This is a genomic window from Streptomyces griseoloalbus, from assembly GCA_014650015.1.
In the GTDB taxonomy this organism is placed as follows: Bacteria; Actinomycetota; Actinomycetes; order Streptomycetales; family Streptomycetaceae; genus Streptomyces; species Streptomyces griseoloalbus.
The window spans coordinates 86,899-111,690 of the sequence record BMUD01000026.1; the positions used below are offsets into that span (position 1 = coordinate 86,899).

Here is a 24,792-nt window from a genome sequence, read left to right on the forward strand (position 1 = left end):
CCCTCTTGACAATACCTCCGGCGCTGGCTAGGACGCCCGCCCGTACGGCGTCGGCGGCGCCCGGGGGGACGTGAAAGAATCGGGACTGGCTCACCGGTATCGACAGCGACCAGGAGACACAGCACGATGCGTATAGGAGTGCTCACCGCAGGCGGCGACTGCCCTGGACTGAACGCAGTGATCCGGTCGGTCGTGCACCGGGCGGTGGACAACTACGGTGACGAGGTCATCGGCTTCGAGGACGGCTACTCCGGCCTGCTGGACGGCCGCTACCGGCCGCTCGACCTCAACGCGGTCAGCGGCATCCTGGCGCGCGGCGGCACCATACTCGGCTCCTCCCGGCTGGAGCGCGACCGCCTCCGCGAGGCCTGCGAGAACGCCTCCGACATGATCCGCGACTTCGGCATCGACGCGCTGATCCCGATCGGCGGCGAGGGCACGCTCACGGCGGCCCGCATGCTCTCCGACGCGGGTCTGCCGGTGGTCGGCGTCCCGAAGACGATCGACAACGACATCTCCTCCACGGACCGCACCTTCGGCTTCGACACGGCGGTCGGTGTGGCGACGGAGGCGATGGACCGGCTGAAGACCACCGCCGAGTCCCACCAGCGCGTGATGGTCGTCGAGGTCATGGGCCGGCACGCGGGCTGGATCGCCCTGGAGTCCGGCATGGCCGCCGGCGCCCACGGCATCTGCCTGCCCGAGCGCCCCTTCGACCCGGCCCAGCTGGTCAAGATGGTCGAGGAACGCTTCGCCCGCGGCAAGAAGTTCGCGGTGATCTGCGTCGCCGAGGGCGCGCACCCGGCCGACGGCACCATGGACTACGGCAAGGGCGAGATCGACAAGTTCGGCCACGAGCGCTTCCAGGGCATCGGTACGGCCCTGGCGTACGAGTTGGAGCGACGGCTCGGCAAGGAGTCCAAGCCGGTCATCCTCGGCCACGTCCAGCGTGGCGGTGTGCCGACCGCGTACGACCGTGTCCTCGCCACCCGCTTCGGCTGGCACGCGGTGGAGGCGGCACACCGGGGCGAGTTCGGCAAGATGACCTCGCTGCGCGGCACGGACATCGTGATGGTGCCGCTGGCGGAGGCGGTCACCGAGCTGAAGACGGTCCCGAAGGACCGGATGGACGAGGCGGAGTCGGTCTTCTAGGAGGGCTGCGCTTCGGGGAGAGCGCGGGAGGGAGTGGGAGGGTTGCCCGCCCTCCCGCGCCCTCCCGTGCCAGGGGATCCATCCGGGTCCGGTTTGGAGCTCGTCAGAGACAGGAACCGACGGTCGCCGCGTCGCGTGTTCCCGCGGCGAACCGGTCGACCTGGCCGTCGCTCAGGTCGAACACGATGATCCTTCCGCCGAACCGTGGCGCGGTGGGCGCGAACACCAGCCGCTCGGAGCCGTCCTCCACCGAATCCGTGGTGATCTCGTCCCCGTAGGTGTCGGAGAGCTCGTCCCGTGTGGTGCCGACGCGCATCCCGGAGGCCGTGGAGACGGCTGCCGGTGGTTCCACGGACACGGCGACGAGGGAGTTCTCCATGAACATCAATGACAGTCCGTCGGGTGCTCCCGCCAACGTGCCGTCGGTGCAGTGCGAGGCGTCACCGACGAGGGTGAGCGGTGCACCGACGGCCTTCTCCACCTGCTCCGCGCTCATGCCGATGCGTGCGGGGCCTATTCCGTCGACTGTTACCTGTTCACGGCTGAGGTCGGTGTGGCTCAGGTCGGTCTCGGACCGTTTCACGAACTCCCGGCCGTCCCAGGCCCAGGTGACATGGCGGAGTATCGACGGGTGGCCGTGAGCGTCCCTTTCTCCGTAGAACGCGAGATCGGCGGACAGGCGACCGTCCTCGATTTTCAGTGTTTCCGGCCGGAACTCCGGAGAAAAACCGGAGACGTCAAAGGTGGGCGTGCGCCCGATCTCGGCTCCGTCACCGCTGCGGTAGACGCGTAGCTCCTTTGTGAAGTAATTCGTCGGCTGCGGCTCGCAGCGGAAGACAATGGCCGTGACCTTGCCGAGGCGGGGCAGGACGCCGTGGACGGTCCGCTCGATGCGTACCTCCCAGTACCGTTCCGGTCCGATCGCATCGTCCGTCGCCGTCCCGGTTCCGTCGCTCAAGGTGACCGGGACCGGCTTGTCGACCTCGTCGTCGCAGGTGAGTTCGTAGGTCCGGTTCATCCATTCGACGTCTTCCGTCCTGGACGCCCGCTCTTCTCCGCTTCCGACGGATCCCTGCGCCGGGGGAACGGAGATCGTCATCGCCAAGGCCAGGAACCCACTCAGGAGCGCGACCGTCGCCGCCCGTGCCCGGGCGCTGAGCATGTGAGTCATCTGTCAAGCCCCGTCGTCATCGCTCCTGCCGTACCCCGCACCTACCTGACATACCGGCAATCCCACGCGTCTCCGACAGTCTTGGCCCGAACATTGGACACGCGATCAAGGGCGTCCTGTCCGAACTGGCTCTTGCACACCAGAGCCATGGAGATGCCCTCGCTGTGTGTCCGGTCGGCGTTCACACAGGTCCAGCCGTAAGCGGCATACCTGACATCAGCCCTGTGGAACAGGTTGAGCCCCCGGGACCCGCACCATCCCTGGAGATCGGGCACTCCCGCGTAGGAGGCGCGGTTCATGCACTCCCAGGCACCGTACGTTCCGTTCACGGTGGTCAGCCGGTCCATCACGCTGATATCGGCATAGGCCGACTGGCACACCTCTGTCACGAAGTTGTGGAATTCTTCCGGGTTGTCGAACCCTTGAAGGCTGCCGTCGCTGTTCTTGCACCGCACGGAGTACGCGTCGTTTCCCGTCGTGACAACACCCGCTGCGAATCCTTGGTCCTTGCAGTAATCATCGAAATTCTGCCGGGAGAGCGGGTGGCGCACATCGTCGTCGTCGCCCGCCATGGCGACGGTGATCGATCCCTCGTTGTCGCCGAGGCAGCGGTCCGCGTCGTTGATGCGCAGGAACAAGGTGCCGCTCGATGGAGCGGTCAGAGTGCCGCCCGCCCCCACCGGGAATTCCGTGCCGTTCTCTCCGGCGCGGCCCAGCAGTTTCCCGAACGGCTGACCTGGGACGAACTTGCAGGGCTGGTGGATCTCTCTGTCGATGGCCGGCTCATAGCCGTCGGGCCCGACCCTGGGGAAGTTTCGCACGTCCACGGTCCACGAACCGGAGACGTAGAACACGGTGAACTTCTCGCCCTTTCCAACGGAAAGCGGCATTTGCTGCCACTCTTCCGTGGAGTCGACCGACGGATTCTCCATGGCCTGCCGGGAAGCGCCGGTCGACGCCCCGACCGAGGGAGTCGGCCACAGAGGGAAGAATGTGGTCAACACAAGGGCGACGGCGATGACGAAGCATCGCCTCGTCTTCCAGTCGTGGCACAGCATGTCTGTCCTCCGGTGCCTGAGGAGCCTGGCGGACCAGCGCAAACGGGACGCGCTTCCTGGGCGTGCCTCTCAACTCGCGCGGGATCGGTCCGGTGACCGGCGGCGCCCTTCGGCGCAATGGCGGACGGCTGCTGTCGGACGCGCCGGACTACAGCAACAACAGGATCTCTCCCGTGCCAGGGGCGGGCAAATCGGCTGATGGCATGCATGGGAGCCTCGGCCAGCATCGGCCCCTACGGGTTGCTGCCGTCCTCGACCGCCGTACAGAAGTGGTCGACGATCCGGGCAAGGAACTCCCGGCCGCTGTCGCCCGCGTCGCCGTGGCCGTTGTCAGCGCGAACACCGTGCTTCACTACGGCAAGGACGGCACCCTGACCGGGCCGGACGAGGAGCACGTCGAGACGTCGATGCTCGCCTTGCACCTGATCCAGTCCGCGCTCGTACACATCAATACCTTGCTAATCCAGCAGGTGCTGGCCGAACCAGCGTGGGCATCGAGACTCTCGGACGAGGACCGGCGCGGCCTGACCGCGCTGTTCTGGTCAAATGTCAACCCGTACGGCACCTTCCGCCTGGACATGGGCGCCCGGCTCGACCTGGGACCGGTTGCCGCCGTGCCCCGCCCCCGCGCATCTGCCGACGCTGCCGACCGATCACGCACGCAGCCACGATGAGAGACTTCCAGGTTTCATCGACCCGGCGCTCGCCCCCCGAGCCGGCCTCGAATCCGAGCGGACTCTTCTCGACCGGCTAGGTGGTCAAAAACCGACAACTAAGCCGCTCACTGCGTGGGCTCCCGGTTGTAGAGCTTCTTGGCCCACAGGTAGCCGCCCAGGGCGATCAGGACGCACCAGCCGATGGCGAGAATTGCGTTGTTGCCGATCGGGGTGCCCATCAGCAGCCCGCGCAGCGTCTCGATGAACAGGTTGAACGGCTGGTAGTCGGCGAACCATTTGAGCCCGGCGGGCATCGAGTCGGTGGGGACGAATCCGCTGCCCATCATCGGCAGGATCATCAGTGGCGTCAGCATGTTGCTCGCGGCTGTGACGCTCTTGGCCATGATGGCCAGCGCGACCGACAGCCAGGTAAGCGCGAAGATGATCAGCAGGAGTACGCCGATCACGCCGAGCCATTCACCGAAGTCTGCAGTGGGCTCGAAGCCCACCAGTAGTGCGACGCCGGTGACGATGGCCATGCTCAGTAGGGTCTGGGCCAGGCTGCCCAGCACGTGGCCGGTGAGCACCGATGCCCGGGCGATGGCCGCCATGGTGCGGAACCGGGCGACGATGCCCTCGGTCATGTCGATGGCCACCGAGATCGCGGTGCCCTGGGCCGCGGTGGCCGCGGTCATCAGGATGACGCCGGGGACGACGTAGTTCACGTAGGTGTCCCGGCCGCCCGACGGCCCGCCGAGGCCGCTGCCGAGGATGCCGCCTAGGACGTAAACGAACAGCAGCAGGAAGATCACCGGGACCCCGGCGGCGGTGAGGGTGAGCGTCGGGTAGCGCAGCATGTGCCGCAACTGGCGGCGCAGCATGGTCGCCGAGTCGGTGAAGGCGTGGGTGGCGGTGAGCTGACCCCGGTTTCGTGGAGTCCCTGAAGCCAGGCTTATGATCCTGGCCCGAAGGAGAATCACGAGCAGTGCCAGCACCACGTAAGTATGCGGACGAGCTCCGTGAGCGGGCCGTCCGTGAGGTCCGCACGACCGGCCGTCCGATCGCGCATGTCGCGAAGGACCTGGGCATTCACAAGGAGGCCCTGCGCGGCTGGGTCCGTCAAGCGGAGGCGGACACCGGCGAACGCGACGACCGGCTGACCACCGCCGAGCGGGAAGAGCTGAGCCAACTCCCGCGGGAAATCGCGGAGTTGAGGCGAGCGAACGAGATCCTGAAGGCCGCAAGCGCGATTTTTGCGGCGGAACTCGACCGTCCCCGGACGAGGCCGAGCTGGGGGTGCCCCCTCTGGGGGAGTGATCGAGCACCTCAGGGACAAGGGCCTCGGGGTCGGGTTCGCCTGCCGGGTGCTGGGGCTGTCCGAGTCGGCGTACTACGCGCGCAAGAAGCGGCCGAAGTCGGCCCGCCGCCTGCGGGACGAGCAGCTCATGCCGCTGATCGAACAGGTCCATGCCGACTCCGGCGGCACCTATGGCGTTTGCCGGATCACCCGCGCACTGCGGCGCAAGGGCGTCCACGTGGCACGCTGCACCGTCGAGCGGCTGATGGCCGAGCCGGGCCTCGAAGGCGTCATCCGCGGCCGGCGGCGCCGCACCACCGTGCCGGAGCCGTCGGCCCCCAGGCCGCCGGACCTGGTCGACCGTGACTTCACCGCGAGCCGGCCCGGCCAGCTCTGGGTGGCCGACATGACCTATGTCCGCACCTGGTCAGGCTGGGTGTACGTGGCGTTCGTCCTGGACGTCTTCTCCCGGACGATCGCCGGATGGCAGGTCGCGAACCACATGCGGACTGAACTTCCGCTGGAAGCACTGGAGATGGCGCTGTGGAGACGCCGGATCAAGAAGGACTCCGGGCTGGTCCATCACAGCGACCGCGGGTCGCAATATGTGTCTTCTCGCTACACCGGCCGGCTCGCCGAAATCGGGGCCGCCGCGTCCGTCGGCTCGGTCGCGGACTCGTATGACAACGCGATGGCCGAGGCGCTGAACGGCACCTTCAAGGCCGGGCTGATCGAGATGCAAGGACCGTGGCGGACTTCGACCAGGTCGAGCGGGCGATCTTCCAGTGGGTCACCTGGTACAACGAGGAACGGCTCCACTCCGCCCTCGACTACGTACCACCCGCCGAGTACGAACGCGACTGGTGGCGACAACAGCAAGCCACCCCGCAGTCCGCCTGAAACAAGATCACCGGACTCTACGAAACTCGGGGCAGCTCAGGGCGCGTAGAGCTGCGTGATTGCCAGGGCCGAGATGCCCCGAAGGGTCGCCATCTTGACAGGTTCCCCACCGCATTCGATTCGCTCTCCACCCGCGCCACCAATCGACCGGAGTTGGAGGCCGCCGTGAAGCTCGCCGGGGAGATCCGCTCCTCCGGTGTCGCCGTCACCCTCGTCGTCCACGAGCACAAGCGGCTCGGGCGCGGCATCCAACTCGCCATGCTCGCCGAGGAGCTGAAGGCGAGCGACGTCGGCCTGGAGTTCCTCACCGGGGGGCTGAAGGGCCCGCACGACCCCTCCGGCATCGTGTTCACCGTGCTCGCGGCCATGTCCGGCACGGAGCGCGAGTACATTCGCGACCGCACTCTCGAAGGCCAAGAGTCGGCGCGGAAGCGCGGCAAGACCATCGGCGGCGCCGGGGTCACCGACGACGACATGTTGTCAATGGCCCTCCACCTACGCGATCAGGAGATGGGCCTGCGCGACATCGCCAAGCGCCTCGTCATCACCACCGGCGCGAAGAGAGGCCAGCACCCCTCGCCCGCCACCGTCATGCGGATGCTGCGGGAGCACGACGAACAGGCCGCCACGGCGGCGGGCGCGTGATCATCCGGCTCGTTTGCGGCTGGTGTCTGAGCTAGGACTCCAGGGCCGAGGCGCAAGGGCAGCAACATGTGACTCCCGTCCCGCTTCCCCCGACGGGACGGGCAGCGCCCCGGCTGCGTGAACCTCTTCTGCGGTCGGGGGCCGTTCCTCCATACGCTATATGGCGAGCTCTTCAGTGGCTGAGTACACCCGGAGGTATGCGGAGGTGGGTCGGCCCGAGTGGGCGAGTCATTCCGGTTGTTCGGCGGCGCGGGCGCGGGCCTGGGCGGCTTCGGTGGGGGCGTTGGCCCGGGTGAAGGCGTCGGCGGCCTGGAGGTGGGCGGCGCGGGCTTGGTCGTGCTGGCGGGCGGCCTTGTGGGCCACGGCAAGATTGTCGAGGGTCACCGCTTCGCCGTACCAGTCCTTGAACTCCCGGAAGATCTCCAGGGACTTGCCGTGTGCGTCGATCGCCTCGCGCGCGCGTCCCGCCCGATGCAGAGCGTTGCCGACGTTGCCCCATTCCGTGGCCTCGCCGTAGCGGTCGCCGGCGGCCGCGAACAGGGCGCGGGCGCACATGTGCGCGGTGATCGCCTCCTTCACGTTGCCCTCACGCTCCAGGATATTTCCGAGACTCCCCCAGGCCATGGCCTCGCCGAGGCCGTCTCCCATGGCCTGGAACAGCGAGCGGGCACGGGTGCAGGCCTTGATCGCCTTCTTCGTCCGGCCCGCGTCGCGCAGGGCGACGCCCAGGCTCATCCACAGCATGGCCTCGTGGTAGCGGTCCCCGATGTCCTGGAACAGGTCGCGGGCGCGGGTGTAGGCGGCGATCGCCTTCCTGGCCTGGCCCGCCAGGGCCAAGGCGTTGCCGATGTTGCTCCATAACCCGGCTTCCTCACGGCGGTCTCCAATGGTCTGGAACAGGTCGAGGGCGCGGGTGTACGCGTCGATCGCCTCCTCCGTCCGGCCCGCCTTCGACAGGGCCTGGCCGAGGTCGTTCAGCACCCCCGCCTCGCGGCGCCGGTCCCCGGCTTGGCGGGCGGCCTTCCTGGCGGCATGCGCGACGGCGATGGCGTCGTCGAAGTGCCGCCGCCAGTTCAGATAGCGCGCCAGGCAGTCCGCCAGCAGGGCCGCCGTGTCCGCGAACCGCTCCTCCCGCGCCCACTGCACCGCCGCCACGAGGCCTGACCGTTCCCTGTCCAGCCACGCCACGGCCTGGGCCCGGTCCGTGAAAGGCCGCTGATGATCCCGCGGAAGCCCCGACAGCAGGCCACTCGCCGCATGTGCCCGCTCGATGTAGAACCGTACGACCCGCTCGCGCGCCGCCTCGCCCTCCTCCCGTGACTCCGCGTCCCGTGCCACCACACCCGTTCCGAAGGCCCGGACCAGGTCGTGCACGCGCCACAGCATGCCGGTGGCCGATCCGTCGGCAGAGGGCAGCGACGAGACGAGATGCGCGGCGGCCAGGTCCTCCAGCAGCGGCAGTGTCACATCTGTTTCGAGGCCGGCCAGGGCGGCGATCGTCTCCGTACCGGTCTCCGCGCCCGGAGCGAGACAGAGCAGCCGCAACAGCCGTGCCAGGTCGGGCGGCAGCCGGCGATACGAGGTCTCCAGCACGGGCCGCAGGACGAGTGGGCGTCCGTACAGGTCCGTCCCGGGGCTGCCGTGGTCGAGGACGGTGGTCGCGTCCCCGGCCTCGCGGATCTCTGCCACCAGAGAGGTGATGTCACGATGCCGCCGCCGACGCAGCATCCCCGCCGCGATCTGGAGGGCCAAGGGCAAATGGCCGCAGAAATCGGCCAGCTCGCGCAGTGCCTCGGGTTCACGCACCGGGCGGTCGTCCCGTTCGTCGGTGTCGTGCAGGGCACGGGTCACGAGGGCGACGGAGTCGTCCAGGGTGAGTGTTTCCAGGTCGATCAGGCGTACCGGGAGGGCGTCGGGACGGTCCCGGGAGGTGATGAGCACCCGGTGGTGGTCCGTGCCGGGCAGAAGCGGCAGGTACTGGGCGGGATCCGAGGCGTTGTCCAGGATCAGCAGCATCCTGTCCCGTCGTTCGGCGAGGAGCGCCCGATACGTGTCGTACTGACGCTCCGTCGTCGCTGGAAGGTTCGCATTCCGTACGCCGAGCGCGTCGAGCAGCGCCAGCACCGCCTGATCAGCCGTGGCCGGGTCCTCGTCGTACCCGCGTAGGTCCACGAAGAGCGTTCCGCCCGGGAACCAGCCCTTTGCACGGGCCCGGTGCGCCACCTCCACGGCCAGCGCGGTCTTGCCGACGCCGCCCATGCCCGTGACGGCGAAGATGAGGAGCGGCAGCGCGGCCGTGTCGTCCTCGCCGGGGGAGAGATGCGGGAGCAGGCGGTCCAGATCCTCCGATCGGCCGGTGAAGCCCATCGGGCGGGGTGGGAGGGTGGCGGTCGCTCGCGGGACAGGCCCGTGGACGGTCCCCTTACCGCTGCCCTCCACTCTGCTTGCCGGTGACGGGGCCGTGGAAAGTGCCGCCCCGGAAGTCGATGTGGTCTCCGCCGTACGTCGCTCCGCCGTCCCCGTGCCGATGGGGACCCTCCTCGGAGTCGGAGGAAACGGAGGAACCCTCGCGGGGCCGGTGCTTGCGCAGCAGCGCCACCGTCACCGCCGCGGCCTGCTCGGCGGCGCGCATCTGCGAACCCGAGGCGTCGGCCTTGTGCTTCTTGGCGTCGGCGCGGTCGCTGATGCCCCGGATCACCAGGGCGTTCAACTGGCCGCTCAGGTGGGCAGCCTGGAGCGCACCGGAGCCTTCCATCTCGATCGCGCCCGTGTCGTTGTAGTTCCTGTGGATGAACCGGGCGATCTCGGACTCGTCGTCCGCCAGAACGACGTCTCCCGTGGCGATCGGCATGAAGTGCGCCCGTACGTCGGGCATGTCCCGCACGGCGGAACGGGCCGCCTGTTCGAGCGCGTGCGAGCCGGGCAGGGCCTTCGGCCGGACGAGGAAGCCCTCCGGTGTCTGCTTGCCGCCGTGGATCTCGTACACCTGCGTGCCCACGACGACGTCGCCGATCTCGACGTCGTCCTTCAGGCTGCCGGCGACACCGACGAAGAAAACGGCCTCGGGGTGCCGCCAGTCGATGAGCTGTGTGGTGAGAGCGGCGGCCCGTTCGGCGCCCATGCCCAGCTCGGCGAGGGCGACGTGCCAGGGAGTACCCGGCAGTCGGCCCCACTCGATTCGGGTCCCGTCACGGTGCACCAACTCCTCCCGCTCCTCGACGTGCGCGCGGACAGCGGCGTATTCGAGGGGGAGTGCGGTCAGGACCAGAACAGTGGGCCGGGTCTCCTGCATAGTCATAAGTTATAGCTGGGAGAAGGGAATCGAGTGCCGGAACAGGACGTTACGGTCGGGCAGTTGCTGCTCGCCGAGTACCAGAGTGTGAAGGACGAGCAGAAGGCGAGGATCGGGTTCCGGGACAACCTCCTCTACGTGACACTGGCCGTCGTGGCCGCCGTCATCGCCGCCGCGGCCCAGGCGAAGCAACCCTCCATGCTCCTGGCGCTGCCGCCGGTGTGCGTGGTCCTCGGATGGACCTACCTCGTCAACGACGAGAAGATCTCGGCGATCGGTCTCTACGTCCGGGACGATCTGGGACCCCGGCTGGCCGGCCTCGCGGCGCACGGGGGTGGTTTCACGACGTTCGGGTGGGAGGCGTACCACCGCGGCGACACCCGGCGCCGGTCCCGTAAGGCGATTCAGACCGTGATCGACCTGACGGCGTTCTGTGCGGTACCGCTGGCCGCCCTGGTCGTCTTCTGGGCGAACGGCGAGGGTGGCGGGCTGATGGTCGCGCTGTCGGTGCTGGAAGCGCTCGCCGTGGCTGGGCTCGCCTCGCAGGTTGTGTGGTACGCGAAGGCAGCATGAACGCCTCATCACCGCACTACCTTTGACGTACGGTCATCAGCTGTCGACGGGGGCGAGTACGGCGTATGGAAGCGGCACTGCTGACGGCCCTGGCCGAGGGCGCGGGTGGGGACGGCGGACGCCGGGCGGTGGAGGAGCTGGCGCGGGCGCTGGGGCTCGACGCCGGCGCACCCGCCCGGGAGATCGCCAAGGCGGCGGAGGACCCGGCACGGCGGGAGGCCGTACAGGAGTGGGGTAAGGCGGTGGCCGCCCTGCTCGCCGCCGATCCGCAGGGCGTCGCCGGTGCCGTCGCGCGGGTCATGGAGCGGTCCGCGCCGGGAAGCGGGATGTCCTGGTACGACGGCGATCACACCGACTTCCGGGGCGGGGTCTTCCTGCGCGAGGTGGTCGGCGTGCAGGTCGTGATCCAGCAGGGCGGGGCCGCCGTCCCGGAGGCGGTGGCCGGCCTGCCGCCGAGGCCCGGCGGGTTCACGGGCCGGGAGCGCGAGACGAGGGAACTGCTGCGTGCGCTGGACCCGGCCGGGGCGCGGCCGGCCGAGTCGGCGGCGACCCTCGTCGCCGCCGTGTCCGGTCTCGGCGGCATCGGCAAGACCGCGCTCGCCGTCGAGACCGCGCACCTGGCCCGTGAACGGGGCTGGTTCCCCGGCGGGATCCTCTTCATCGACCTGCACGGCTACGACCGGGAGCCCGTCACCGCCGACCGTGCCCTCCAGGCTCTGCTGCGCGCCCTCGGCACCCCGCCGGAACACATCCCCACCACGACGGACGAGCGGGCGGCGCTCTACCGTTCGACGCTGGCCGCCCGGGCTCACGAGCGCGGCGCGGTGCTGGTCCTGGCCGACAACGCCTCCTCGCCGGACCAGGTACGGCCCCTCCTGCCGGGCGACTCCCGGCACCATGTCCTGGCCACGTCACGCGACCGGCTGCCCCAACTGGGTGCGCGGCTCGTTCCCCTGGACCAGCTCAGCCCGAGGGAGGCGTACGAACTCCTCGACCGTGCCCTGCGGATCGCCGACCCGTGCGACAGCCGGGTGGTCGACGACCCCGACACGGCCGAGCGACTCGCCGGCCTCTGCGGGCACCTCCCGCTGGCCCTGCAGATCGCGGCCGCGCTGCTGGCGGAGGACCCGGGCAAGCCGGTGACCGAACTCGTGGCGGAACTGGCCGAGTCCCATGACCGTCTCGACCACCTCCACGACGGCGAGCGCAGCGTCCGCGCCGCCTTCGAGCTCTCCTACCGCCGACTGCCGCCCGAGCACGCGCGGCTGCTGCGCCTGCTCGCCCTCGCTCCGGGACCCGAGGTGAGTGACGAGGTCGTCGCCGCGCTGGTCGGTGTCGGGGAGCCTCCGGTGCGCGACCTCAAGGCATTGGCCCGTGCACACCTCGTTGAGCGGGGGAGCGGGCGCAGATGGTGGCGGTTGCACGACTTGGTGCGGGTGTTCGGGGTGGGTGTGGTGGCGGGGGATGCGGGGTTGCGGGAGGAGGGGGAGGCGGCGCGGGAGCGGGTGCTGGGGTTCTACGTGCGGTGGGCGGATGCGGCTGATGACCGGTTGCGGTGGCTGCCGGGGGCAGCGGAGCCGGAGCGGTTCGAGGACCGGGGGCAGGCGCTGGCGTGGCTGGACGGTGAGCGGGCGGGTCTGGTCGCGGCGGTGGGGTGGGGGCGGGAGGAGCGGTTCGCGGGTGCGGCGGTGCGGCTGGCCCAGTGTCTGGGGGAGTACCTGTCCTGGCGTCGGTATTTCGACGACTTGATCGCCGTGGCGGAGGTGGCGCGGCAGGCCGCCCACCGGTCGGGTGACCGGCTGGACGAGGCCATCGGGTGGGACCACCTCGGTCTCACCCTGCGGAAGGCGGGCCGGGCGGGGGAGGCGATCGACGCCCACACCCGCTCCCGCGACCTGTTCCAGGCCGCGGGAAATCGCGTTGGCGAGGCCCTGGCGTGGGACCACCTCGGCCTCGCCCTGCAGGTGGCGGGCCGGGTGGAGGAGGCGATCGACGCCCACACCCGCTCCCGCGACCTTCATCAGGACGCCGGAGACCGCCGCCGCGAGGCCAGGGCGTGGAACAACCTCGGCAACGCCCTGGGGGTGGCGGGCCGGGCGGGGGAGGCGATCGACGCCCACAGCCGCTCCCGCGACCTGTACCAGATCACCGGGGATCGCCATGGCGAGGGCAGGGCGTGGAACAACCTCGGCGTCGCTCTGTGGGAGGCGGGCCGGGTGGAGGAGGCGGTCGAGGCGTACGGCAAGGACCTGGAGATCTGCCGGGAGTTCGAGGACTGGTACGGCGAGGGGCAGACCCTCCACAACCTGGCCCGCGTGCACGAGGACGCCCGTCGCCCCGCCGAGGCCCGCGCCGCCTACCTCCAGGCCGCCGACGCCTACACCCGCGCCAACGCCCCCGCCGAAGCCGTCCAGGCCCGCACCTACGCCGCCGCCCTGGACACCACCACTCCCTAACGCCCCTTCTCCAACCCCCGAACCCACCGGTACACCAGCTCCGGCCTCCCCACCTGCCCATAAACCGGAGCCCGCCCGGCCCTCCCCGCCTCCACCAGATGTTCCAGATACCGCCGCGCCGTGATCCGGGAGATCCCCACGGTCTCGGCGACCCCCGCCGCGGTCAGCCCGTCCTCCGCCTCCCGCAGCGCCCCCGTCACCCGCTCCAGCGTCGGCCCGCTCAACCCCTTCGGCAGCGCGGCCGGCCCCGGCGCCCGCAACGCCGCCAGCGCCCTGTCCACCTCGTCCTGGCCGCTGGCCTCGCCCACGGACGCGCGGAACTCGGCGTAGCGCACCAGCCGGTCCCGCAGGGTCGCGAAGGTGAACGGCTTCAGCACGTACTGCACGACCCCCAGCGACACCCCTTCGCGTACGACCGTGAGGTCCCGCGCCGAGGTCACCGCGATCACGTCGGTGTGGTGGCCGGCCGCCCGCAGCGAGCGCGCCAGCTGGAGTCCGTGCACATCGGGCAGGTGCAGATCAAGGAGGAGCAGGTCGACGGGTGTCCGCTCCAGTGCCCGCCGCGCCTCCGCCCCGGTGTGCGCCTTGCCCACGGCGACGAAGCCCGGCACCCGGCCGACGTACATCACATGGGCGTCGGCGGCCACCGGATCGTCCTCGACCACCAGCACTCTGATGGGCTCCCCGCTCATATGACGCCTCCCGGGCTCTTCGCGACCGCGGCGTCCTTCAGCGGCAGCCGGGCCTCGAACACCGCACCGCCCTCGTCCGCGGAGGTCACCGACAGCGCCCCGCCGTGCCGGCTCGTCGCCTGCCGTACGAGCGCCAGACCCAGGCCACGTCCGCCCGGCCCGGACGGCTTGGTCGAGAAGCCCCGCTGGAAGACCGCCTCCGTGTGGTCGGGGTCCACTCCGGGGCCGGTGTCGGCGACCCGCAGGATCAGCTCCGAGCCGTCCTCGGTCAGCGCCGTCACCGTCACCCGGGGCCGCACCCCGCCCTGCGCCGCGTCCACGGCGTTGTCGATCAGGTTGCCGAGGATGGTCACCAGGTCCCGGGCGGGCAGCGTGTCCGGCAGCAGGCCGTCGTCCATGCGGCTGTCCGGCGACACCACGAGCTCCACGCCCCGCTCGTTGGCCTGGGCCGTCTTGCCCAGCAGCAGCGCCGCGAGCACCGGCTCGCTCACCGCCGCCACCACCTGGTCGGTGAGCGCCTGCGCCAGCTCCAGCTCGGCGGTCGCGAAGTCCACCGCCTCCTCGGCCCGGCCCAGCTCGATCAGCGAGACCACGGTGTGCAGCCGGTTCGCCGCCTCGTGCGCCTGTGAACGCAGCGCCTGGGTGAAGCCCCGCTCGGAGTCCAGCTCGCCCATCAGCGACTGGAGCTCGGTCACGTCCCGCAGGGTCACCACCGAGCCGTGCTGCTGCCCGCCGGTGACCGGCGAGGTGTTCACCACCAGCACCCGGTCCGCCGTCAGATGCACCTCGTCCACCCGGGGCTCCGAGGCGAGCAGCGCGCCCGTCAGCGGCGCCGGAAGGTCCAGCCGCGCCACCGATCTGCCCACCACGTCCTCCTCCTGGTCGACGCCCAGCAGCTCCCGGCCGCCGTCGTTGATCAGCGCCACCCTGTACTGCCCGTCCAGCATCAGCAGCCCCTCGCGCACGGCGTGGAGCGCGGCCTGATGGTAGTCGTGCATGTGGCTGAGTTCGGTCGCGTTCATGCCGTGGGTGTGACGGCGCAGCCGCGCGTTGATCACGTACGTGCCGATCGCGCCGAGCCCGAGGGCGCCGGCCGCGACCGCGAGCAGGGCGGTCAGCTGTCCCTGGGCGCGCTGGCTGATCTCCTCGACCCTTATGCCCGCGCTGACCAGGCCGACGATCCGCTCGCCGTCCCGGATCGGGGTGACCGCGCGGACCGACGGGCCGAGGGTACCGGTGTAGGTCTCGGTGAAGGTGCGGCCCCGCAGCGCCGGGGCCGTGTGGCCCTGGAAGACCAGGCCGATCTGGTCCGGATCGGGGTGGGTCCAGCGGATGCCCCGCGGATCCATGATCGTGACGAAGTCGACGTCGGTGTCGCGCACCACCGCCAGCGCGTACGGCTGGAGCCTCGCCGAGGGGGCAACGGTGCGGATCGCCTCCCGCACGGAGGGGGAGTCGGCGACCGTGCGGGCGACCGAGGTGGCCTGGCGGCCCGCCGCCTGCTCGGCCTGGCTGCGGTCGCTGACGTAGGTGAACAGCGCGTACCCGGCCACGACGACCGCGATGAGCACGGCCTGCATGGCGAAGAGCTGGCCCGCGAGGCTGCGGGGGGCGGGGACGGGGATGCGCATGTCGTCAGTCTGCCTCCCCCTTCCACGATGAACTAAATGAACGGAAGGGTGACCGCGCTCACAAGGCAGGACATAGTCACGGCATTCCCCATACCCATCTCCCGGACGTGAGCCGCACGCCGGTGATGCCGACGACGTCGTCAAGGAGGGCCGCCGTGACCAGCACAGCCGCTACGGCACCTGCCGAGCCCAAGGCCAAGCGGGACCGCACGCACTATCTCTACATCGCGGTGATCATCGCGGTCGCCCTCGGTATCGCCGTCGGTCTGATCGCACCCGACTTCGCGACCGAGCTGAAGCCGCTCGGTACCGGCTTCGTGAACCTGATCAAGATGATGATCTCGCCGATCATCTTCTGCACGATCGTGCTGGGCATCGGCTCGGTGCGGAAGGCCGCCAAGGTCGGCGCCGTCGGCGGTATCGCCCTGGCCTACTTCATGGTGATGTCGGTCGTCGCGCTGGCCATCGGCCTGGTCGTCGGCAACATCCTGGACCCGGGTACGGGTCTCGCGGTCACCGACGCCGTCAAGGAGACCGGTCAGGCGCAGGTCGACGCGGAGGCCAAGAGCACCGTCGACTTCCTGATGGGCATCATCCCGACCACGATCGTCTCCGCGTTCACCGCCGGCGAGGTTTTGCAGACCCTGCTGGTCGCCCTGCTCTGCGGCTTCGCCCTGCAGGCCATGGGCTCCGCCGGGCAGCCCGTCCTGCGCGGCATCGAGCACATCCAGCGGCTGGTCTTCCGCGTCCTGGCGATGATCATGTGGGCGGCCCCGATCGGTGCCTTCGGTGCCATCGCCGCGGTCACCGGCTCGGCCGGCGTCGACGCGCTCAAGAGCCTGGCCGTGCTGATGCTCGGCTTCTACACCACCTGCGTCCTGTTCATCTTCCTGGTGCTGGGCACGATGCTGCGCGTCGTCTCGGGTGTGAACGTCTTCTCGCTCTTCAAGTACCTGGGCCGCGAGTTCCTGCTGATCCTCTCCACCTCCTCGTCGGAGTCGGCGCTGCCGCGCCTCATCGCGAAGATGGAGCACCTGGGTGTCAGCAAGCCGGTGGTCGGCATCACCGTCCCGACCGGCTACTCGTTCAACCTCGACGGCACCATGATCTACATGACCATGGCCTCGCTGTTCATCGCCGACGCCATGGGCACGCCGATGTCGATCGGCGAGCAGATCCCGCTGCTGCTCTTCCTGCTGGTGGCCTCCAAGGGCGCGGCCGGTGTCTCCGGCGCCGGTCTCGCCACGCTGGCCGGTGGCCTCCAGTCGCACAAGCCGGCCCTGGTGGACGGCATCGGCCTCATCGTCGGCATCGACCGCTTCATGAGCGAGGCCCGCGCCCTCACCAACTTCGCGGGCAACGCCGTCGCCACCGTCCTGATCGGCACCTGGACCAAGGAGATCGACCGGGGCCGGGTGGACGAGGTCCTGGCCGGCCGCGCCCCCTTCGACGAGAAGACCCTGCTGGACGACCACGGCACCGGGGGCTCCGACGACGCCCGCGCCGAGGTGCCCGAGCAGGGCGGCGAGAAGGAACTCGCCAAGGCCTGACGGCCGACTTCACAAGCCCCCACAGACCCGGGCGGCTGGGACACTCCCCCGTTGCCCAGCCGCCCGGTGCCGGAGGCCCGCCGCCCGTATCCGGGCCTCCACAGTGCCGAGCGGTCAGGCTCTCCCCCCGTGAGCCCGGCCGCTCGGCTGCTTCCGTCCCGTCCGCCCTTGCCCTGACGCCGACGTCAAGGCTTAGGTTCGGCGGTATGCGAATCGGCGAGCTGGCCGCACGGGCCGGGACCACCACGCGGACGCTGCGGTACTACGAAGCGCGCGGGCTGCTGCCCGCGCGGCGGACGGACAACGGATACCGGACGTACGACGAGGGTGATCTGAAGCTGTTGCGGCAGATCCGGACGCTCCAGGACTTCGGCTTCGACCTGGAGGAGACCCGGCCCTTCGTGGAGTGCCTGCGGGCCGGTCATCCCGAGGGCGACGCGTGCCCCGCGTCGCTCCAGGTGTACCGGCGCAAACTGGACGAGCTGGACGCGCTGATCGGCGAGCTGACGGCCGTCCGCGCGCAGGTCGGACGACAGCTGGCGCGAGCGGAGTCGGCACGGGACGGGCTGGCCGCCGACGCGGCGGTTCCGGGAGGTCCGGAGCCGGTGTGCGAACTGGGAGGGCGGCAACGGTGAGCAGGGCGAGTGGTGTGGCCGAGGTGACGGACGCGGACTTCGCGACGGAGGTGATCGGGGCGGGGCTGCCGGTGCTGGTGGAGTTCACGGCCGACTGGTGCCCGCCGTGCCGGCAGATGGCCCCGGTGCTGAGCGCGCTGGCCGCGGAGGAGGCCGGCCGGCTGAAGGTGGTCCAGCTGAATGTGGACGCCAATCCCGAAACGACCAACGCGTACAAGGTGCTGTCGATGCCGACCTTCATGGTGTTCCGCGACGGGGAGCCGCTGCGGTCGATGGTGGGGGCCCGGCCCAAGCGGCGACTGCTGGAGGAGCTGGCGGACGTGCTCTGACCTGCGGATCGGCAGCCGATCGGCAGCGGATCGGCAGTGGATCGACACAAGAAAACCCCCGGGCAATTGCGCCCGGGGGTTTTCTTTGCGTATATTCATTGGTTCGCGACTTCAAAAGAGAGAAGTCACAGCGAAGCTCAATGAGCACAGTATATCCGGGCGGGAGTGGAATTGTCAAACACCGAATTTCCGGACGATGAATTGCGCCAGGAACAGGAATTCATCGACGGACTGTACGCACGCGTTGACGCCCTGCGCGGCGACGCCGAGGTCTCCGTCACGGAAGCGCTCGCCCAGGGCAACACCCCGATGCAGGCGAGGCTGGAGCGGGACATCCTCGTCGCCGAGCGCTCCGGGCTGCTCGCCGCGCTGAACGCGGTGGACGGATCCCTCTGCTTCGGCCGGATCGACCCGGTCTCCGGCGACACCCACCACATCGGCCGCATCGGCCTGCGCGCCGACGACGCCGAGCGCACGCCGGTCCTCATCGACTGGCGCGCCGACGTCGCCCGCCCGTTCTACCTGGCCACCGGTCACACCCCGATGGGCCTCAGGCGCCGCCGGCACATCTCCACCGAAGGCCGCCGGGTCACCGCCCTGCACGACGAGATCCTCGACCTGGGCGACGAGACCCGCACCGGACACGAGGACCCCACCGGCGACGCCGTCCTGCTCGCCGCGCTCAACTCCGCCCGCACCGGCCGCATGGGCGACATCGTGCGCACCATCCAGGCCGACCAGGACCGCATCATCCGCGCCCCGCACCGCGGGGTCATGGTCGTCGAGGGCGGCCCCGGCACCGGCAAGACCGCCGTCGCCCTGCACCGCGCCGCCTACCTCCTCTACGAGCACCGCGAACTGCTCGCCCGCCGCGCCGTCCTGATCGTCGGCCCCAACCCGGCGTTCCTCGGCTACATCGGCGAGGTACTGCCCAGCCTCGGCGAGACCGGTGTGCTGCTGGCGACCGTCGGCGAGCTGTTCCCCGGCGTGAAGACCACCCGGGCGGACACTCCCGAGGCAGCCGCCGTCAAGGGCCGGGCGGAGATGGCCGACGTGCTCGCCGAGGTCGTACGCGACCGGCAGGCGCTGCCCGACCCGGTGATCGCGATCGAGCACGACCGCGAGATCCTCATGCTCGACGACGGCCTGGTGAACGTCGCCCGCGAACGCACCCGCGCCGCCAAGCTGCCGCACAACGCGGCCCGGGAGCACTTCGAGGGCCACATCCTCAACGCGCTCACCGACATGGTCGCCGAACGGATCGGCACCGACCCGTACGACGGCAGCAACCTCCTCGACCCGAGCGACATCACCCAGATCCGCGACGAGCTCGCCGAGAACCCCGAGGTCTGGTCCGCGATCGACCGGCTGTGGCCCCGGATCACCCCACAGCGCCTGGTCGCCGACTTCCTCGCCGCGCCCGAGGGCCACCTGCCGGACGCGGACGCCGCCGCGGTCCGCCGCCCGGTCACCCGGCACTGGACCGTCTCCGACGTGCCCCTGCTCGACGAGGCCGCCGAGCTCCTCGGTGAGGACGACCGGCCGGCGCGCGAGCGGGCCGAACGCGAGCGGCAGACGCAGATCGCCTTCGCCCAGGGCGTGCTGGACGTCTCGTACGCCTCCCGGACCTTCGAGTTCGAGGACAAGGAGGACGACGACCCGGAGTCCTCCGAGGTGCTGTCCGCGCACGACATCATCGACGCCGAACGCTTCGCCGAGCGGCACGAGGAGGAGGACCACCGCAGCGCCGCCGAGCGGGCCGCCGCCGACCGCACCTGGGCGTTCGGGCACATCATCGTCGACGAGGCGCAGGAGCTCTCCCCGATGGCCTGGCGGCTGCTGATGCGGCGCAGCCCGACCCGCTCGATGACCCTGGTCGGCGACCCGGCCCAGACCTCGGAGGCGGGCGGGGTCGGCTCCTGGGCGGACATCCTGTCGCCGTACGTCGAGGACCGCTGGGAGCACACCCGGCTCGGCGTCAACTACCGCACCCCGGCCGAGATCATGGACGTGGCCGCGGCCGTGGTCCGCGCGGAGCACCCCGGCTTCGCACCACCCAGCTCGGTGCGGTCCACGGGCGTGGCCCCCTGGGCCCGTGCCACCGACGACCTGCCCGGCGCGGTCGCCCAGGCCGTCGCCGAACTCACCCCGGCGGAGGGTCGCCTCGCCGTCATCGCCCCGCGCGAGACGCACCGTGCCCTGGCCGCCCGCCTCGACGGCGTGACGGCGGGCGCGGAACCCGACCTGACGCACGACGTCGTGCTGCTCGACCCGCGCCAGGCCAAGGGGCTGGAGTTCGACTCGGTCCTCGTGGTCGAGCCGGGGCGCTACGGCACCAGCGACCTGTACGTGGCGCTCACCCGCGCCACCCAGCGGCTCGGCGTGCTGCACACCGAGCCGCTGCCGAAGCCGCTGGCCGACGCCCTGGCGTAGCACCCGGGCCGGGGGCCGGATCCGGTCGGGTCGGGGGCCGGATCCGGCCGGGGTGGGTCCGGAACCCGGTCGGGGTTCAGGCCGGGCGCAGCCACACCGTCGCCAGGGGCGGCAGGGTCAGCCGGACACTCGCCGGGAACCCGTGCCGTCCCTGCGGCTCCGGCTTGACCGGGTCCGGGTTCGTGATGTCACCGCCGCCGTAGCGGCCGGCGTCGGTGTTCACGACCTCGTGCCAGGCGGGCACGTCGTCGGGGACCCCGATCCGGTAGTCGTGCCGGACCACCGGGGCGAAGTGGCACACGGCGAGCAGCGGCGAACCGTCGCCGTCGTACCGCAGGAAAGCGAGCACGTTGTCCTCGGCCGCGTCCCCGGTCACCCACCGGAAACCGTCCGGCTCGGTGTCCCGCTGCCACAGTGCCGGGGTGTGCCCGTAGACGGTGTTGAGGTCGCGCACCAGATCGCGCACCCCGCGGTGGTCGGCCTCGGCGCCGTAGTGCGGGTCCAGCAGCCACCAGTCCGGGCCGTGCGCCTCGGACCACTCGGCGCCCTGCGCGAACTCCTGCCCCATGAACAGCAGTTGCTTGCCCGGATGGGCCCACATGAAGCCCAGGTAGGCGCGCAGGTCGGCGCGCTGCTGCCACCAGTCGCCGGGCATCTTCGACACCAGGGACCGCTTGCCGTGCACCACCTCGTCGTGGGAGATCGGCAGCACGTAGTTCTCGCTGTAGGCGTACACCATCGAGAAGGTCATCTCGCCGTGGTGGTACCGGCGGTGGACCGGCTCGTGGCTCATGTACTGGAGCGTGTCGTGCATCCAGCCCATGTTCCACTTCAGCCCGAACCCGAGCCCGCCGAAGCCGCTCGGACCCTTGTGGTGGGTGGCCCGGGTGACGCCGTCCCAGGCCGTGGACTCCTCCGCGATGGTCACCACGCCCGGCACCCTGCGGTACACGGTCGCGTTCATCTCCTGGAGGAACGCCACCGCGTCCAGGTTCTCCCGGCCGCCGTGCTCGTTCGGCGTCCACTGGCCCGCCTCGCGCGAGTAGTCGAGGTAGAGCATCGAGGCGACCGCGTCCACCCGCAGCCCGTCGATGTGGAACTCCTCGCACCAGTACAGCGCGTTGGCGACCAGGAAGTTGCGCACCTCGCGCCGGCCGAAGTCGAACTCCAGGGTTCCCCAGTCGGGGTGCGCCGCCCGCAGCGGGTCCTCGTGCTCGTACAGCGGCCTGCCGTCGAACTCGGCCAGCGCCCACTCGTCGCGCGGGAAGTGCGCGGGCACCCAGTCCATCAGCACGCCGATCCCGGCCCGGTGCAGGGCGTCGACCAGGTACCTGAAGTCGTCGGGGGTGCCGAGGCGGGCCGTGGGCGCGTAGAACCCGGTGACCTGGTAGCCCCAGGAGCCGCCGAAGGGATGCTCGGCGACCGGCATCAGCTCGACGTGCGTGAAGCCGAGGTCCTTGACGTACGCGGGGAGCTGTTCGGCCAGCTGACGGTACGTCAGTCCCGGGCGCCAGGACGCCAGGTGCAGTTCGTACACGGAGAACGGCGCCCGGTGCGCGGGCACCTCCGCCCGGCGCTCCAGCCACGCGTCGTCGCCCCACTCGTACCGCGAGGACGTGACGATGGACGACGTGGCCGGCGGGACCTCCGTACGGCGGGCCAGCGGGTCCGCGCGCATCGTCTTCGAGCCGTCGGGGCGGGTGATCTCGAACTTGTACAGTTCGCCCTCGCCGATTCCCGGCACGAACAGCTCCCAGACGCCCGTCGCGCCCAGCGACCGCATGGGGAAGGCGGTGCCGTCCCAGAAGTTGAAGGTGCCGGCCACCCGCACGCCGCGCGCGTTCGGCGCCCACACCGAGAACCGGGTGCCGGCCACGCCCTGGTGGGTCATGGGGTGCGCGCCCAGCACGGTCCACAGCTCCTCGTGCCGGCCCTCGCCGATCAGGTGCAGGTCCAGCTCGCCGAGCGTGGGCAGGAAACGGTAGGCGTCCTCGGCCTCCTGCACGGTCCCCTCGTACGTCACCAGCAGCCGGTACGCCGGGACCTCGCGCAGTGGGAGCAGGCCGGAGAAGAAGCCGTCCCCGTCGTCGTGCAGCTCGACGGTCAGGCCCCCGGAGACGACGGTCACCACCAGGGCGTACGGCTTGAACACCCGGAAGACGACTCCGCCCGGCACCGGATGCGCGCCCAGCACGGAGTGCGGGGCGTGATGCGTACCGTCCAGCAGCCGCTCCCGGTCGGCGGCGTCCACCGCGGGGGATACGGCGATCTCCATCTCGGGCGGGAGGGACTGCGCGGCGGCGGTGCCCGGCACGGCGGCGGTGTCCCGCACCGCCGTCTTCCTGGCCGCGGCCTTCTCGGCCGGGGCTTTTTTCGCTGCGGCCTTCTTCGACGAGGCCTTCTTCGCCGAGACCTTTTTCGTCGCGGCCTTCGCCGCCGGGTTCTTGGCCGCCGCCTTCTTCACCACCGATTTCTTCACCGCCGTCTTCTCGGCCGCCGTTTTCTCGGCCACGGCCTTCTTCTCGGCCACGGCCTTCTTCGCGGCTGCCTTCTTCCGCGCCGGTGTCGGCATGGGCGGCTCGGCACGCCGCTGCTCGGCCGGCTGCTCCGGGAACGGACCGCTGGACTCGGGGCGGGGGGTCACGGGCGAAGCCTCCTGGACGAAGGTCGGGTGGGGCGGGTCAGGTCGGGTCGGGCGAGGCGAGCCGTTGCACGGCCGCCAGCGGTACGGGCAGCCATTCGGGACGGTGCCGGGCCTCGTAGACCACCTCGTAGACGGCCTTGTCGGTCTCGTACGCGCGCAGCAGCACCGGGTCGGTGCGCGGATCGCGGCCCGCGGCCTCCGCGTACCCGGAGCAGTACGCCGCCCGGCAGTGCCCGGCCCAGTCCGGCTGCGGCGGGTCCACCGAACGCGCCGCGTAGTCGAAGGACCGCAGCATGCCGGCCACGTCCCGGACCGCGGGCTGCGGCATCCGCCGTTCGGCCAGCGGCCGGGCCGGTTCGCCCTCGAAGTCGATCAGCGACCATTCGCCGGCCGGGGAGCGCAGACACTGGCCGAGGTGCAGGTCCCCGTGCACCCGCTGGGCGGTCCAGGTGCTGCCCTCGGCGGCCAGCTGGTCCAGCGCCGAGAACGCCGAGCGCAGCCCGCCCGCGTACGGCCGCAGCGAGGGCACCGCGTGCACGGCCGCCTCCAGCCGCTGGGTCATGCCGTCGACCAGGGAGCGGAGCTGGGTGTGGCCCAGGGTGACCGTCGGCAGCGCCCGGGCCAGAGCGGTGTGCACCTCGGCCGTGGCACGGCCGAGGGCCCGCGCCTCGGCGACGAAGTCCTCGCCCTTGGCCAGCTCCCGCAGCGCCAGCTCCCAGCCGTCCGTCGCACCCTGCACGAACGGCTGGAGGACACCCAGGACGTACGGCTCCGCCGGGGCCGACGCACCCGCACCCTCGGGGTCCGCGACCAGCCAGGCCGTGGGCGGGGGCACCCGGGGGCAGCCCTCGCGGGCCAGCGCCAGCGGCAGCTCCAGGTCGGGGTTGATCCCGGGCACGATCCGGCGCAACAGCTTGAGGATGAACGTATCTCCATAGACGACCGACGAGTTCGACTGCTCGGCCGTCATCAGGCGGGGCACCAGACCGGACCGGACCTCCTGGTGCGGGACCCGCTCGAAGCGAAGCCCGCCTATGCGCGCCCGGGTGCGCAGGGCCTCCAGGAGCAGATCGGCGGGCCGGGTGTCGTGCAGGGCCTCGTAGACCGTCCGTCCGGCCAGGGGGCCCCGCGTCACATGACCGATCAGCGCGGGCGCGAGCCGGGGCGGCAGCGCCTCGCGCACGCCTATCAGCAGCTGGTAGCAGTCGCCGGGCTGCTCATGGCCGCCGTGGCCCGCCAGTAGCGGCTGGTGGGCGCGCACCAGCAGGTGGTACAGGCTCAGCTTGGCGGTGGGCGGCAGCAGCTCGGTGGCCGAGACCAGGGCGAACCCGGTGACCGGGCGGCCCTTGCCCGCGAACCAGCGCTGCCGCGGCAGCCACTCCCTCAGCAGCGGATCCAGTGACGCAAGGAGACCGGGCGGTGTCGTGACGGTGCGTGTGACGGCTTCCGACATGGCGTCGCGTCCTTTCCCCTTTTCGGCCCGCCCGGGGGGCGCCGCCGGTGGGCGGGGTGTTACTGATGCGTGCCCCGGGCGGAGCGGGAGAAACCGCCCCGCCCCGGGTTCTACGCGGCGTCCTTGCGGAGCCGGAACCAGTAGAAGCCGTGGCCCGCGAGGGTCAGCAGATACGGCAGTTCGCCGATGGCGGGGAAGCGCACCCCGCCGAACAGCTCGACGGGA

At 70.8% G+C, this 24,792-nt stretch carries 19 protein-coding genes and 1 pseudogene; 10 read left to right on the plus strand and 10 right to left on the minus strand.

Annotation, left to right across the window (positions count from 1 at the left end; translation table 11 throughout):
• Positions 1 to 126: 126 nt before the first annotated feature.
• Positions 127 to 1,152, plus strand: a complete 1,026-nt coding sequence (locus IE178_RS29895; RefSeq protein ID WP_184764511.1) for an ATP-dependent 6-phosphofructokinase — start codon at positions 127 to 129, stop codon at positions 1,150 to 1,152.
• A 103-nt stretch (positions 1,153 to 1,255) separates the two neighbouring features.
• Here the strand turns inward: IE178_RS29895 and IE178_RS29900 are convergent, their stop codons facing one another.
• Positions 1,256 to 2,170: a hypothetical protein gene (locus tag IE178_RS29900; RefSeq protein WP_193514455.1), complete on the minus strand. Its 915-nt coding sequence runs from the start codon at positions 2,168 to 2,170 to the stop codon at positions 1,256 to 1,258.
• Positions 2,171 to 2,364: 194 nt separating this feature from the next.
• Positions 2,365 to 3,381, minus strand: coding sequence for a hypothetical protein (locus tag IE178_RS29905; RefSeq protein WP_193514456.1), 1,017 nt, complete (start codon positions 3,379 to 3,381; stop codon positions 2,365 to 2,367).
• 92 nt (positions 3,382 to 3,473) lie between these two features.
• Between IE178_RS29905 and IE178_RS36335 the strand changes: the two genes are divergently transcribed.
• Positions 3,474 to 4,055: a Tn3 family transposase gene (locus tag IE178_RS36335; protein WP_318280317.1), complete on the plus strand. Its 582-nt coding sequence runs from the start codon at positions 3,474 to 3,476 to the stop codon at positions 4,053 to 4,055.
• A gap of 107 nt (positions 4,056 to 4,162) precedes the next feature.
• Here IE178_RS36335 and IE178_RS29915 read toward each other — a convergent pair whose 3' ends face one another.
• Complete coding sequence (locus IE178_RS29915) at positions 4,163 to 5,032, minus strand: ABC transporter permease (RefSeq protein ID WP_193514457.1); 870 nt, start codon at positions 5,030 to 5,032, stop codon at positions 4,163 to 4,165.
• On the opposite strand from IE178_RS29915, the pseudogene IE178_RS29920 reads away from it, so the two are divergent.
• Both IE178_RS29920 and IE178_RS29925 read left to right on the plus strand, forming a co-directional pair.
• Positions 5,023 to 6,234 (plus strand): annotated as a pseudogene (locus IE178_RS29920) (IS3 family transposase). The gene IE178_RS29915 and the pseudogene IE178_RS29920 sit on opposite strands and share 10 nt — an antisense overlap.
• A 51-nt stretch (positions 6,235 to 6,285) precedes the next feature.
• Positions 6,286 to 6,879 carry a recombinase family protein gene (locus tag IE178_RS29925; protein WP_318280318.1) on the plus strand — a complete coding sequence of 198 codons (594 nt, stop codon included), beginning with the start codon at positions 6,286 to 6,288 and terminating at the stop codon, positions 6,877 to 6,879.
• 228 nt (positions 6,880 to 7,107) lie between these two features.
• Here the strand turns inward: IE178_RS29925 and IE178_RS29930 are convergent, their stop codons facing one another.
• Positions 7,108 to 9,246 carry a tetratricopeptide repeat protein gene (locus tag IE178_RS29930; RefSeq protein WP_193514458.1) on the minus strand — a complete coding sequence of 713 codons (2,139 nt, stop codon included), beginning with the start codon at positions 9,244 to 9,246 and terminating at the stop codon, positions 7,108 to 7,110.
• Positions 9,247 to 9,301: 55 nt separating this feature from the next.
• Positions 9,302 to 10,171 carry a 5'-methylthioadenosine/S-adenosylhomocysteine nucleosidase family protein gene (locus IE178_RS29935; protein ID WP_438874421.1) on the minus strand — a complete coding sequence of 290 codons (870 nt, stop codon included), beginning with the start codon at positions 10,169 to 10,171 and terminating at the stop codon, positions 9,302 to 9,304.
• Positions 10,172 to 10,204: 33 nt separating this feature from the next.
• On the opposite strand from IE178_RS29935, the gene IE178_RS29940 reads away from it, so the two are divergent.
• Positions 10,205 to 10,744 (plus strand): hypothetical protein, encoded by a 540-nt coding sequence (locus tag IE178_RS29940; protein WP_184764507.1) that lies wholly within the window; start codon positions 10,205 to 10,207, stop codon positions 10,742 to 10,744.
• A gap of 65 nt (positions 10,745 to 10,809) precedes the next feature.
• Complete coding sequence (locus tag IE178_RS29945) at positions 10,810 to 13,200, plus strand: tetratricopeptide repeat protein (protein WP_221492498.1); 2,391 nt, start codon at positions 10,810 to 10,812, stop codon at positions 13,198 to 13,200.
• Here IE178_RS29945 and IE178_RS29950 read toward each other — a convergent pair.
• Entirely contained in the window at positions 13,197 to 13,892 is a 696-nt protein-coding gene (locus IE178_RS29950) for a response regulator (RefSeq protein ID WP_193514459.1), read from the minus strand. The genes IE178_RS29945 and IE178_RS29950 overlap by 4 nt on opposite strands.
• A complete protein-coding gene (locus IE178_RS29955; protein WP_193514460.1) occupies positions 13,889 to 15,523 on the minus strand; it encodes a sensor histidine kinase in 1,635 nt (544 codons plus the stop codon). The genes IE178_RS29950 and IE178_RS29955 overlap by 4 nt, the downstream gene beginning before the upstream one ends.
• A 155-nt stretch (positions 15,524 to 15,678) precedes the next feature.
• Between IE178_RS29955 and IE178_RS29960 the strand changes: the two genes are divergently transcribed.
• The 4 genes from IE178_RS29960 (at position 15,679) to IE178_RS29975 (ending at position 20,470) form a co-directional block, all read left to right on the plus strand.
• Positions 15,679 to 17,073 carry a cation:dicarboxylate symporter family transporter gene (locus tag IE178_RS29960; protein WP_193514461.1) on the plus strand — a complete coding sequence of 465 codons (1,395 nt, stop codon included), beginning with the start codon at positions 15,679 to 15,681 and terminating at the stop codon, positions 17,071 to 17,073.
• 206 nt (positions 17,074 to 17,279) lie between these two features.
• Entirely contained in the window at positions 17,280 to 17,708 is a 429-nt protein-coding gene (locus tag IE178_RS29965) for a MerR family transcriptional regulator (protein ID WP_193514462.1), read from the plus strand.
• A 14-nt stretch (positions 17,709 to 17,722) separates the two neighbouring features.
• Positions 17,723 to 18,037 carry a thioredoxin family protein gene (locus IE178_RS29970; RefSeq protein ID WP_184764724.1) on the plus strand — a complete coding sequence of 105 codons (315 nt, stop codon included), beginning with the start codon at positions 17,723 to 17,725 and terminating at the stop codon, positions 18,035 to 18,037.
• A gap of 201 nt (positions 18,038 to 18,238) precedes the next feature.
• On the plus strand, positions 18,239 to 20,470 hold the full coding sequence (locus tag IE178_RS29975; RefSeq protein WP_193514463.1) for a HelD family protein: 2,232 nt from the start codon (positions 18,239 to 18,241) through the stop codon (positions 20,468 to 20,470).
• A gap of 76 nt (positions 20,471 to 20,546) precedes the next feature.
• Here IE178_RS29975 and glgB read toward each other — a convergent pair whose 3' ends face one another.
• From glgB to IE178_RS29990, 3 genes are all read right to left on the minus strand, one after another.
• Positions 20,547 to 23,114, minus strand: a complete 2,568-nt coding sequence (gene glgB, locus IE178_RS29980; protein ID WP_193514464.1) for a 1,4-alpha-glucan branching enzyme — start codon at positions 23,112 to 23,114, stop codon at positions 20,547 to 20,549.
• Positions 23,115 to 23,151: 37 nt separating this feature from the next.
• A complete protein-coding gene (locus tag IE178_RS29985) occupies positions 23,152 to 24,567 on the minus strand; it encodes a maltokinase N-terminal cap-like domain-containing protein (protein WP_193514465.1) in 1,416 nt (471 codons plus the stop codon).
• A gap of 110 nt (positions 24,568 to 24,677) precedes the next feature.
• On the minus strand, positions 24,678 to 24,792 hold a 115-nt coding region (locus tag IE178_RS29990; protein WP_193514466.1), incomplete at its 5' end, for an alpha-glucosidase C-terminal domain-containing protein.

Excerpts from the sequence above, each read along its gene's own strand:
- IE178_RS29895 (WP_184764511.1), top strand. The coding sequence starts at position 127 with ATGCGTATAGGAGTGCTCACCGCAGGCGGCGACTGCCCTGGACTGAAC.
- IE178_RS29900 (WP_193514455.1), bottom strand. The coding sequence starts at position 2,170 with ATGAACCGGACCTACGAACTCACCTGCGACGACGAGGTCGACAAGCCG.
- IE178_RS29905 (WP_193514456.1), bottom strand. The coding sequence starts at position 3,381 with ATGCTGTGCCACGACTGGAAGACGAGGCGATGCTTCGTCATCGCCGTC.
- IE178_RS29930 (WP_193514458.1), bottom strand. The coding sequence starts at position 9,246 with ATGGGCTTCACCGGCCGATCGGAGGATCTGGACCGCCTGCTCCCGCAT.
- IE178_RS29935 (WP_438874421.1), bottom strand. The coding sequence starts at position 10,171 with ATGCAGGAGACCCGGCCCACTGTTCTGGTCCTGACCGCACTCCCCCTC.
- IE178_RS29945 (WP_221492498.1), top strand. The coding sequence starts at position 10,810 with ATGGAAGCGGCACTGCTGACGGCCCTGGCCGAGGGCGCGGGTGGGGAC.
- IE178_RS29950 (WP_193514459.1), bottom strand. The coding sequence starts at position 13,892 with ATGAGCGGGGAGCCCATCAGAGTGCTGGTGGTCGAGGACGATCCGGTG.
- IE178_RS29955 (WP_193514460.1), bottom strand. The coding sequence starts at position 15,523 with ATGCGCATCCCCGTCCCCGCCCCCCGCAGCCTCGCGGGCCAGCTCTTC.
- IE178_RS29965 (WP_193514462.1), top strand. The coding sequence starts at position 17,280 with ATGCGAATCGGCGAGCTGGCCGCACGGGCCGGGACCACCACGCGGACG.
- IE178_RS29985 (WP_193514465.1), bottom strand. The coding sequence starts at position 24,567 with ATGTCGGAAGCCGTCACACGCACCGTCACGACACCGCCCGGTCTCCTT.